This is a genomic window from Colwellia sp. BRX8-7 (assembly GCF_014077275.1).
In the GTDB taxonomy this organism is placed as follows: Bacteria; Pseudomonadota; Gammaproteobacteria; order Enterobacterales; family Alteromonadaceae; genus Colwellia_A.
Genome location: NZ_JACGVP010000013.1, coordinates 131,258 through 140,706, shown reverse-complemented (window position 1 = coordinate 140,706; position 9,449 = coordinate 131,258). Strand labels below are relative to the sequence as shown.

11 protein-coding genes are annotated in these 9,449 nt (G+C 39.0%); 1 reads left to right on the top strand and 10 read right to left on the bottom strand.

Annotated elements, in window-relative coordinates; all coding sequences use genetic code 11:
- Positions 1-434 precede the first annotated feature (434 nt).
- Positions 435-974, top strand: a complete 540-nt coding sequence (locus H4J57_RS13995) for a gamma carbonic anhydrase family protein (RefSeq protein WP_182217472.1) — start codon at positions 435-437, stop codon at positions 972-974.
- A 15-nt stretch (positions 975-989) separates the two neighbouring features.
- On the opposite strand, the gene H4J57_RS13990 is transcribed toward H4J57_RS13995, so the two are convergent.
- The 10 genes from H4J57_RS13990 to dprA form a co-directional block, all read right to left on the bottom strand.
- Positions 990-1,217: a hypothetical protein gene (locus tag H4J57_RS13990; RefSeq protein WP_182243357.1), complete on the bottom strand. Its 228-nt coding sequence runs from the start codon at positions 1,215-1,217 to the stop codon at positions 990-992.
- Between the two features lies 1 nt (position 1,218).
- Positions 1,219-2,025 carry a shikimate dehydrogenase gene (gene aroE / locus H4J57_RS13985; RefSeq protein WP_182243355.1) on the bottom strand — a complete coding sequence of 269 codons (807 nt, stop codon included), beginning with the start codon at positions 2,023-2,025 and terminating at the stop codon, positions 1,219-1,221.
- A 135-nt stretch (positions 2,026-2,160) separates the two neighbouring features.
- Positions 2,161-2,859, bottom strand: a complete 699-nt coding sequence (locus H4J57_RS13980; RefSeq protein WP_182222574.1) for an OmpW family protein — start codon at positions 2,857-2,859, stop codon at positions 2,161-2,163.
- A 278-nt stretch (positions 2,860-3,137) separates the two neighbouring features.
- A complete protein-coding gene (gene hemF, locus H4J57_RS13975; RefSeq protein ID WP_182175890.1) occupies positions 3,138-4,049 on the bottom strand; it encodes an oxygen-dependent coproporphyrinogen oxidase in 912 nt (303 codons plus the stop codon).
- The gene (locus H4J57_RS13970; protein WP_182175891.1) at positions 4,046-4,594 is read right to left on the bottom strand and encodes a Sua5/YciO/YrdC/YwlC family protein; all 549 of its coding nucleotides are present in this window, start codon (positions 4,592-4,594) and stop codon (positions 4,046-4,048) included. Before H4J57_RS13970 ends, hemF begins: the two co-directional genes overlap by 4 nt.
- Before the next feature lie 119 nt (positions 4,595-4,713).
- Positions 4,714-6,339: an acyl-CoA synthetase gene (locus tag H4J57_RS13965; RefSeq protein ID WP_182243353.1), complete on the bottom strand. Its 1,626-nt coding sequence runs from the start codon at positions 6,337-6,339 to the stop codon at positions 4,714-4,716.
- A gap of 254 nt (positions 6,340-6,593) precedes the next feature.
- Complete coding sequence (gene purE / locus H4J57_RS13960) at positions 6,594-7,097, bottom strand: 5-(carboxyamino)imidazole ribonucleotide mutase (protein WP_070375268.1); 504 nt, start codon at positions 7,095-7,097, stop codon at positions 6,594-6,596.
- Positions 7,098-7,135: 38 nt separating this feature from the next.
- Positions 7,136-7,711 carry a topoisomerase DNA-binding C4 zinc finger domain-containing protein gene (locus H4J57_RS13955; RefSeq protein WP_182243351.1) on the bottom strand — a complete coding sequence of 192 codons (576 nt, stop codon included), beginning with the start codon at positions 7,709-7,711 and terminating at the stop codon, positions 7,136-7,138.
- A gap of 75 nt (positions 7,712-7,786) precedes the next feature.
- Complete coding sequence (locus H4J57_RS13950; protein WP_070375270.1) at positions 7,787-8,260, bottom strand: DUF494 family protein; 474 nt, start codon at positions 8,258-8,260, stop codon at positions 7,787-7,789.
- A 9-nt stretch (positions 8,261-8,269) separates the two neighbouring features.
- On the bottom strand, positions 8,270-9,427 hold the full coding sequence (dprA, locus tag H4J57_RS13945; protein ID WP_310733727.1) for a DNA-processing protein DprA: 1,158 nt from the start codon (positions 9,425-9,427) through the stop codon (positions 8,270-8,272).
- Positions 9,428-9,449 lie beyond the last annotated feature (22 nt).

The window sequence follows — 9,449 nt, the reverse complement described above, 5'->3', positions numbered from 1 at the left end:
CTCAGTTTTGATGTCAACGTTTTATTTAATTTAATTTGAAGTTTCTTTTCGAAGATTCAAACCTTATCTATAAAACGTTAAGTTAACTACTTTACCCTAAAGTGATGTAGATAACTTATCAAAACAGCTCTTTCGTGGTTCGTTTTGACTGAACCCCTTGGAACTGGAGCGCATTCTAGAGATTTCTCGCTGGGCGTCAACCCTTTTTTGCAATAAGTTTGAAATAAACGTTTGTTCGCTTAATTAACGTACAGGCCACGTTTTTATTGAGGTTTATTCGACCGAATACCACATTTATTAACCACACTTCTATTAGCTGATACTCTTTCGTTAAACTAAACATTTATATTAATACAGTTTATAACTGATATTTTTTCAACCTTTAGTCGATATTTGCTAATATTAATGCACAAGTTCACAACCTAATTCTCATTATGAATAAAACTATATTACGTAGCTACAATAAAATCACACCAAAATTGGGCCAAAAGGTCTATATTGATGAGTCTGCTGTACTCGTTGGAGATATATCTATGGGTGACGATGTCAGTATTTGGCCTTTGGTCGCCGCTAGGGGTGACGTTAATACTATTAGCATTGGCAATAGAACCAATATCCAAGATGGTACGGTATTGCATGTAACTCGTAAAAGCGCAGGTAATCCAACAGGCAATCCTCTCATTATAGGTGAAGATGTTACCGTTGGTCACAAGTGCATGCTACATGGTTGCACGTTAGGAGATCGTATACTTGTTGGTATGGGGGCAATCATTATGGATGGCGCGATTATTGAAAGTGACGTTTTTATTGGTGCAGGTTCTTTGGTGCCTCCTCATAAAACGTTAGAGAGTGGTTACCTATATGTAGGTAACCCGGTAAAACAAGTGAGATTACTAAAAGAAAGTGAGCAAGCATTTCTTAGTCAGTCTGCGATTAATTATGTTGAGCTTAAGAATGAGTACCTTGCTCAATAATAATTTATTAGCCCGTTACTTATAGTACAGCTCTATTCGACTTTCAGGGAGTGGCTCATTATCGTCGAGCCACTCTTCAACGATTTCTTCTAAATCAAATTTCAATGCATCACTCATTACATTATGCTTTGTACACTTAATAAGAATATTAATACGCTCACCAGAGAGTAATCCACTAAAGATCCAGCCCTGTTGGTTGTTATCATAAGTTATATCATCGTTGAAGATTATTTTTTGGTTCATCTTAATCCTCTTTTCTTAGCCTATTTAGCACCGATGCTGTTTCAGGTGAAACATTTCGCCAAGTTCTAAAACTTTCGGCGGCTTGTTCTACCAACATACCTAAACCATCAATAACATTACTTGCGCCATTGGCTTTCGCCCAAGCTAAAAATGGACTAAGTTCTTTACCATAAACCATATCGTAACAGTCGGTATTAGCAATAAGCTCTTTTGATAACGGTGGAATTTTCCCCGTTAAGCTTGCCGATGTTGCATTGATAATAAGGTCAAACTTTTCGGCTCCCAGAGCATCGAACCCTGTAGCCGTTAATTTATTGTTGTTAAACTTTTTAATCAGCTCTTCGGCTTTACTAACTGTTCTATTGGCGATAACAATTTTCTGTGGTCCTTGTGCTAATAAAGGTAAAATCACGCCTTTAGCAGCACCACCGGCACCAAGTAATAAAATACGACTATTTTTTAATAATATTTTATGATTAAGGAGGTCTTGTACAAGCCCTTCCCCATCGGTGTTATCGCCAAATATTTTACCACCCGCAAACGTTAAGGTATTTACCGCGCCGGCAAGTTGAGCCCGCTCGGTTAATTTATCGCATAATGCCATCGCTTGTTCTTTAAAAGGAGCGGTAATGTTGGCACCTTTAGCGCCACTATTCATAAAAGTAATGATTGTTTGTTCAAATAGCTCTAGTGCTACATATTCACTTTGGTAGTTAAGTTGCTGCTGAGTTTGCTGCGCAAAAGATTGGTGAATGATGGGCGAACGTGATTGTTTGATAGGGTTACCAAAGACGCGATATTGATCCATAGAAAGCACTGGGTAATAAATTATACTTAAGGTTATCGTAATAAAGGCATGATGAATATAAAAAAAGCAGTTACCTTTATATAAAAGATGACTGCCTTAAAAAGGTGTTGTTAAGAGTTTGTGTTATTAATAATACTAAAACTTATAACCCAACATGATTGAATAAACCATAGGGTCAATTTCTACTGATGCAGACCCTTTAATATCACCAATTTTGAAGGTGGCATCGGCATTAATATCAATATAACGAGCGGAAGCATTTACGTGCCACTTATCATTTATTAAGTAATCGGCGCCCACTTGAAACGATAAGCCTAATGAGCCATCAAGCTCTAAATCATTAAAACCTAAGGATTCAGGTGTACTTTTAAAACTTTCATCAAAAAATATGGTGTAATTTATGCCAACACCCGCATAAGGTTTAATGTTCGATGCACTGTTAAAGTAATAAAGTGCACTAATTGTGGGTGGTAACTGTGTGACTTCCGCTAATGTCGCACCATCGACGTTCGCACCAAACAGTCCGGCAGAGATACGTTGTTGATCGTGAATAATGACATCATGGGCGAATGGTGTTGCAGCTAAAACTTCTATTGCCCAATTGTTATCATAGAAATAAATAAAATTTAAGCCAAGTTGAGTATTGTCATCAACAGAAAGAGATAATGGCGTGTTACCTCCTAATGCTTCAACAAAAACCCCTGACTTACCGCTATCTGGGTTAACCATAGTCGCACCACCACGGAAAACAAAATCTCCGGCTTTATAATCTTCAGCAAAGGCAGTTACAGAAAGAGAAGCTAAAACAGCTAAAGTAAGTAAACGTTTTTTCATGTGCAAAGTCCCTGTTTATTTTGTGGGTATTTAATGAAACGGATTCTATAGAGACTTAAAAATAAAAACATGACCTAGCGCAATAAAATTGCGTTGTTTTAACTTTTATTTAAACATTTTACAAATAGAGGGGAGTAGAGGTAAATAACAGTGGCAAGTAAGCTTGGTGACGCAAATATAAAACAGCTAATGTCATTGACAGAAACACGAGAAGCTTTACGCTTCTCGTTCAATCGGCGTTCAAAAAAATCTAGCTGAAGTATTATAAATGATAATAATTATTGAGCTAACCAGTCTTGCGGTACTAAGTACTGAGCCAGTTCAGCTTCTTGACTTGTTGGGTCGGGCTGATAATTATATTCCCAACGAGCAAGTGGCGGCATCGACATTAATATCGATTCTGTACGCCCACCTGACTGCAAACCAAATAAGGTTCCTCGGTCAAAGACTAAGTTAAACTCAACATAACGGCCACGACGATATAATTGAAATTGACGTTGTTGCTCAGAGAATTCAATGTGCTTTCTTTTTTCGATAATCGGAACATAAGCGTCAACAAAGCCTTGCCCAACAGCTTTAATATAATTTAGGCAAGTATCAAAATCCCATTGATTCAAATCATCAAAAAATAAACCACCAACACCACGCGTTTCATCTCGATGTTTTAAATAAAAATATTCATCGCACCATTTTTTATGCTCATTATAAACATTTTCACCAAAAGGCTGACAAAGTGATTTAGCCGTTTGGTGCCAATGAACAACATCTTCTTTTATAGGATAAAAAGGGGTTAAATCAAAACCACCACCAAACCACCACACAGGTTCCTCACCTTCTTTCTCAGCGATAAAAAATCGTACATTAGCGTGTGACGTTGGAATATAAGGATTTTTAGGGTGAATAACTAATGAAACACCACAAGCTCGCCAGGTTCTACCGGCTAGTTCAGGTCGATGAGCACTCGCTGATGGAGGTAACTTATCACCAGAAACTTCTGAAAAGTTTACACCACCTTGTTCAATAACAGTCCCGTCGGTTAATACTCGAGTACGGCCACCACCGCCTTCAGCGCGTATCCAGTTATCTTCAACGAACTGCCCACTACCGTCGGCGGCTTCTAATGCTGAACAAATATTGTCTTGCAGTGATTTTAAAAATTCAATGACTGTTTCTATGCTTACTTGGCTCATGCTCGAATTGTCTCTCCGGTCAGTGCATCAATTATTCTTGAAGGTTGAGTATACCCTAAAGTACTACCTTTTATGATGAAATCGATTTCAGCTGACAAAGTTTCTTCAACGTCTTGCCAAGTTCTTGCCGGCTCCTCCCCCGATAGGTTAGCACTGGTAGAAACAATTGGTTTATTTACCTTGTTGCACAGCGCTACTACATCAGGTTGGCTAGTCAATCGAACGGCTATGGTGGAAAATTTTCCAGTAAGTAGCCGATGAGTATTACTATTTTTTGGCAATAATTGAGTAATACCGTTAGGCCAGCGAGAAAGTATACTCAAGCGTTTATCTTGCGGTATTTTACTGTCATCAATATAAGGGAGTAATTGAGAGTAGTTAGCCGCTAGTAAAATGAGGCCCTTTTCTGGAGAGCGGTTTTTAATACTAAGTAATTTTTCAATTGCGAGTAAATTATCTGGATCGCAACCTAGGCCAAAAACAGCTTCGGTTGGATAAGCAATAATACCACCTTGGCTGTAAGCCTCTTCGGCAGATGTCATCATAAATAATAATGGAAAATTAAAGGATTATTTTATGATTATACGGCGTTTATCTAACAGATAAAATAAGTGTTTAATTTCAGATAAAAATAATTTTATCGCCAAAATTAAACACTTGATAGTTATGAGAGGCTTTTTACTTTTTCACGTAAAATAAATTTCTGTACTTTACCTGTCGACGTTTTTGGTAAATCACTAAACACAATTGTCTTAGGGGCTTTAAATGTAGCCATATGTTCTCGACAAAAACTGATGATATCTTGCTCTGTAGCGCTGCGGCCTCGCTTTAATGAAACAAAGGCACATGGAGTTTCCCCCCATTTCTCATCGCTTTTAGCGACAACGGCTGCTTCTAATATGTCAGGGTGTTGATATAAAATACTTTCGACTTCTACTGAAGATATATTTTCTCCACCTGAAATAATAATATCTTTAGAACGATCTCTTATTTCAATATAACCATCAGGATGCTTAACGGCTAAATCACCAGAATGGAACCAGCCATGTTTAAATGCTTCATTGGTCGCTTTCTCATTTTTTAAATAACCTTTCATCATACTATTACCACGAAACATAATTTCACCAACCGTTTCAGCATTACAAGGAACAGGCTGCATAGTTTCAGGGTCTAATACATCGACTTCTTCTTGTGTAGGATAGCGTACACCTTGACGTGCTTTTAACGCTGCTCGTTCATCATCGCTTTTATCATTCCATTCATCTTTCCACTCACTTACCACACAAGGCCCATAAACTTCAGTTAAACCATAGCCTTGGGTAATATCAAACCCCATTGCTTCCATCCCTTTAATAACGGATGGTGGTGGCGGAGCCCCCGCGGTCATGATATTTATGCCACGTGTTACTTTTGCCAGTAACTTTTGGTCTGCATTTAAAATCATATTTAAGACGATTGGCGCACCACAAAAATGGCTGACCTTATGTTCAATTAAACTTTCGATGATTGCGCCAACTTCTACCTGCCTTAAGCAAACTTGTGTTCCACCCACAGCAACAACAGTCCATGGAAAACACCAACCATTACAATGGAACATTGGCAGTGTCCATAGGTACACTGAGTTATTGCCTAATGGCCAGATCATGTTGTTACCCAGCGAATTTAAATAAGCGCCGCGATGTGAATAGACCACACCTTTTGGGTTACCCGTTGTCCCTGATGTGTAATTTAACGCCAGCGCTTGCCACTCATCATGAATTAAATTTCCGGTGAAATTTTCATTACCTTCGGCAAGTAAGTCTTGATACTCAACACAACCTAAACGTTCACCGCCTTCACTCATTACATCGTCGATATCAATAATCAGCGGTTGACGTGAACATAAGGTTAGTGCTTTTTTTACCACACAAGAAAATGCCGTATCGGTTAAGAGTACATCACATTCGCCATGGTCGAAAAGAAAAGCAATACTTTCAGCGTCTAAACGAATGTTTATAGAATGTAATACTGCACCCGTTAACGGCACACCATAATGGGCGTCTAGAAAGGCAGGAATATTAGCCGCCATGATGGCTACTGTATTACCGGGCTTAACACCGCGTTGCATTAATGCTGAGGCTAGCCGTCTAACATTATTACGATATTCACGATAAGTGATTTTTTGTTTACCATGAATGATGGCAACGCGTTCAGGATGTACGTCGGCGGTTCGATTTAAAAAGTTAATCGGTGTTAAAGGCTGGCTATTGGCTGCAACTTTGTCTAAGCCTTGGTCATAAATATTGTTCATCGACTTTCCTCATTATATTACGGTGCTGGTAGCTATTTAGTGCTACTTAACTTCTGCACTTACTAAGGATAGTTTACGCCTATTATTGCGTATAAAAATTATCCTTTGGTCTAATGGGGGAATTGGGGTATTCACATTCGATCGCAGTAAATATCTAGCGGGATATTTATATTTTAGCTAAACAAAAATATCAGGGTAAATTTTGGACATAAAAAAACCAGCAAGTAGCTGGTTTCTCGAATAACGCATAAAATTTATGTTAATTTTTCTTGCATCGCTTCATCTTTTGCAAGTAAAGCAATAACATTAGCAGCGCGTTCTGCTTTTACTTTTTCTGCAATAGACGGATCAGCAACACCTAATATTTGTGCGGCTAAATAACCCGCATTTTTTGCACCAGCTTTACCAATAGCAACTGTTGCAACCGGTATTCCACCAGGCATCATAACCGTTGAAAGTAAGGCATCATGACCTTGTAATGGTCCGTTATCAATTGGAACACCAATAACTGGACGTGTGGTCATTCCTGCAACAGCACCGGCTAAATGAGCCGCTAAACCTGCAGCACATATAAAGACTTTACAGCCACGTTCTTCGGCATCTTTTACGTAAGCTTTAGCAGCATCAGGGGTTCTATGTGCTGAACGAACACGTACTTCATGTTCAATACCAAATGTTTTTAAAACGCTGATGGTTGCTTGCATAACAGGTAGGTCAGAATCTGAACCCATTAAAATTGCAACAAAAGTTGATGACATTTTGTCTCTCCAGAAGTTTAGTTAAATAATTGCGCGTATTATATCTCTTTACGCTTATAGGTGCATTTCTTTTCTGGACAGATTATGACGTTACCACTCGCCATTTTACGCTTCACTAATATCGGCCAATGGCATTCAGGGCAATTTTCAGCAACGGGTGGATAATTAAGGACATACTTGCATTTAGGATATTGTTCACAAGAATAAAATGTTTTTCCATAGCGATTGGTACGCTCAATTAATTCGGCTTGCTTACCCTTTTTCTGGCACTGTGGGCAAGCTACGCCAACGTCTTCTTGACCACTAGTGTCTTCAATATGATGGCATTGGGGATAATTGGAACAACCGATAAACATTCCATATCGCCCTTGTTTAACCGCAAGTTCATGTTGGCACTCTGGGCATTCAGTTCCAGCTAAAATTTTATCTTCGACACGTTCGTGTTCAACAACTGGACGAGTGAAATCGCAGGCAGGATAGGAAGCACAACCAAAAAACTTTCCCGACTTACTATTCTTTATAACAATTTCACTGCCACATTCTGGGCACACTTCATACGCTTTTTCTAAAGCATGTTCGTGCTGTGAAAATAAGGGTTTATCAGAATTAGGCATAATGCAATCACTAGAATAATGTTAACGTTATTATGCCACGATTAGCCAAACTTAAGCGAGTTATACGATTGGTACTTAATGTAATGGGCCTTCTTGCTCATCAAAAATAAGATCTTCCATTTGCGAGTAAGCATTTTCTTTACCTGGCACGTTAAATAACACCATAAGTACCACCCACTTTAAATCATCAATCGAGAAGAACTTAGTATCTAACTCCATCACGCGGTCAATAACCATTTCTCGTGTGGTAAAATCTAGGACATTCACTTGCTCTAAAAATAAAAGAAACCCTCGACACTCGACATCAAGTAATTGCATTTCATCATCAACATAGACACGTACTGAGCGACGCCCTACTCGCGTTAAATACGGATAAGCATCGGTGTCTTGAAGTGCTGCTAGCTTTTCTAACCAACTTAGCGCTTTATATATTTCGTCTTGATGAAAACCTGCTCGGGTAAGTTCATCCGTTAATGACTCATGATCCACCATGATTTCGGCTTCACTATGTATATAGTTTTCAAAAAGATACATCAGTATATCAAACATAATTAGCCCCTATTTTACTCTTAGGTAACCCCCTGGAACCGTAGCAACCAGACCTTTAAGCTCTAACATTGTTAACCGAGTTAGTACGACATCTATCGGTAATTTGCTTCGTGAAACCACCATATCTACGGGGGTGATCTCATAACCCACACTAGCTAACAATGAATCGTTAAACAAGTGTTGTTTTTGACTTTTTTCTAAGCGTTGTTCTTTCTCTTTGTTTATCGTTAAGTGTAGACCTCTTTGTGGCAGTAGATCTAATTCATCAACTATATCGGCAATATTATCGACAAGTTTAGCACCTTGTTTAATCAGCCAGTGACACCCTTTAGCTTGTGGGTTATTAATGGTACTTGGGATAGCAAACACGTCACGATTTTGTTCTATGGCGCAACGAGCGGTTACCAAAGAGCCACTTTTAATAGTGGCTTCAACCACCAGCACCCCCACACTTAAACCACTAATCAATCTATTTCGTTTGGGGAAATAACCTGGCTTAGGTGGGGTGTTTGGAGGAAACTCACTGATAATAGCACCGTCATTGTCTAGAATGTTTTTTGCTAATAATCTATGTCTTGCTGGATAGACCTGATCTAAACCGGTCGCGACAACCGCGATGGTTTTACCTCCTGCCGATAACGTCCCCTGGTGAGCGGCGCCATCTATACCTAGCGCTAAACCACTCGTGACCACTAATCCAGCATTTGCTAACTGTTGTGCAAATTTAAACGCATTCTCTCGACCATTAATACTGGCATCTCGGCTACCGACCATCGCAATTTGCATTTGGTTTAATAGGCTAATATTTCCTTGGGCAAATAAAACCAATGGCGGATCATAAATTTGCTTTAACTGTGAAGGGTAACGAGAGTCAACAAAAGGAATAATGGCACTAATACATCGTTCAGTGGCGGCAATAATTTCAGAAATTCTTTGCCAATCAGGAGATCTAATCGCCGCTATCTGTTTTTGAGTAAGGTTTAATGATGACAGTTCTTGTGAGGAATGAAAAAGTTGTTCTACTCCAAAGAGTTCAACAAGTCTTAATTTTTTATCGATAGCTAGGCGTGGTATAAGCTTAAGCGCCAGCCAAAAGTGACTCGCGCTTTTCTTGTTATACTCATCACCCTGTTGAGGGATAACAGCTAAATTATACTTTATTGTCACTGTCTTCTCCCTAAGTACAGCG

What these genes read in the sequence shown, in the direction of transcription:
- H4J57_RS13970 (WP_182175891.1), bottom strand. Translation starts at nt 4,594, where the DNA reads ATGATGACATCTGCCGAAGAGGCTTACAGCCAAGGTGGTATTATTGCT.
- hemF (WP_182175890.1), bottom strand. Translation starts at nt 4,049, where the DNA reads ATGAGCCAAGTAAGCATAGAAACAGTCATTGAATTTTTAAAATCACTG.
- purE (WP_070375268.1), bottom strand. Translation starts at nt 7,097, where the DNA reads ATGTCATCAACTTTTGTTGCAATTTTAATGGGTTCAGATTCTGACCTA.
- H4J57_RS13950 (WP_070375270.1), bottom strand. Translation starts at nt 8,260, where the DNA reads ATGTTTGATATACTGATGTATCTTTTTGAAAACTATATACATAGTGAA.
- H4J57_RS13965 (WP_182243353.1), bottom strand. Translation starts at nt 6,339, where the DNA reads ATGAACAATATTTATGACCAAGGCTTAGACAAAGTTGCAGCCAATAGC.
- H4J57_RS13990 (WP_182243357.1), bottom strand. Translation starts at nt 1,217, where the DNA reads ATGAACCAAAAAATAATCTTCAACGATGATATAACTTATGATAACAAC.
- H4J57_RS13980 (WP_182222574.1), bottom strand. Translation starts at nt 2,859, where the DNA reads ATGAAAAAACGTTTACTTACTTTAGCTGTTTTAGCTTCTCTTTCTGTA.
- H4J57_RS13995 (WP_182217472.1), top strand. Translation starts at nt 435, where the DNA reads ATGAATAAAACTATATTACGTAGCTACAATAAAATCACACCAAAATTG.
- aroE (WP_182243355.1), bottom strand. Translation starts at nt 2,025, where the DNA reads ATGGATCAATATCGCGTCTTTGGTAACCCTATCAAACAATCACGTTCG.
- H4J57_RS13955 (WP_182243351.1), bottom strand. Translation starts at nt 7,711, where the DNA reads ATGCCTAATTCTGATAAACCCTTATTTTCACAGCACGAACATGCTTTA.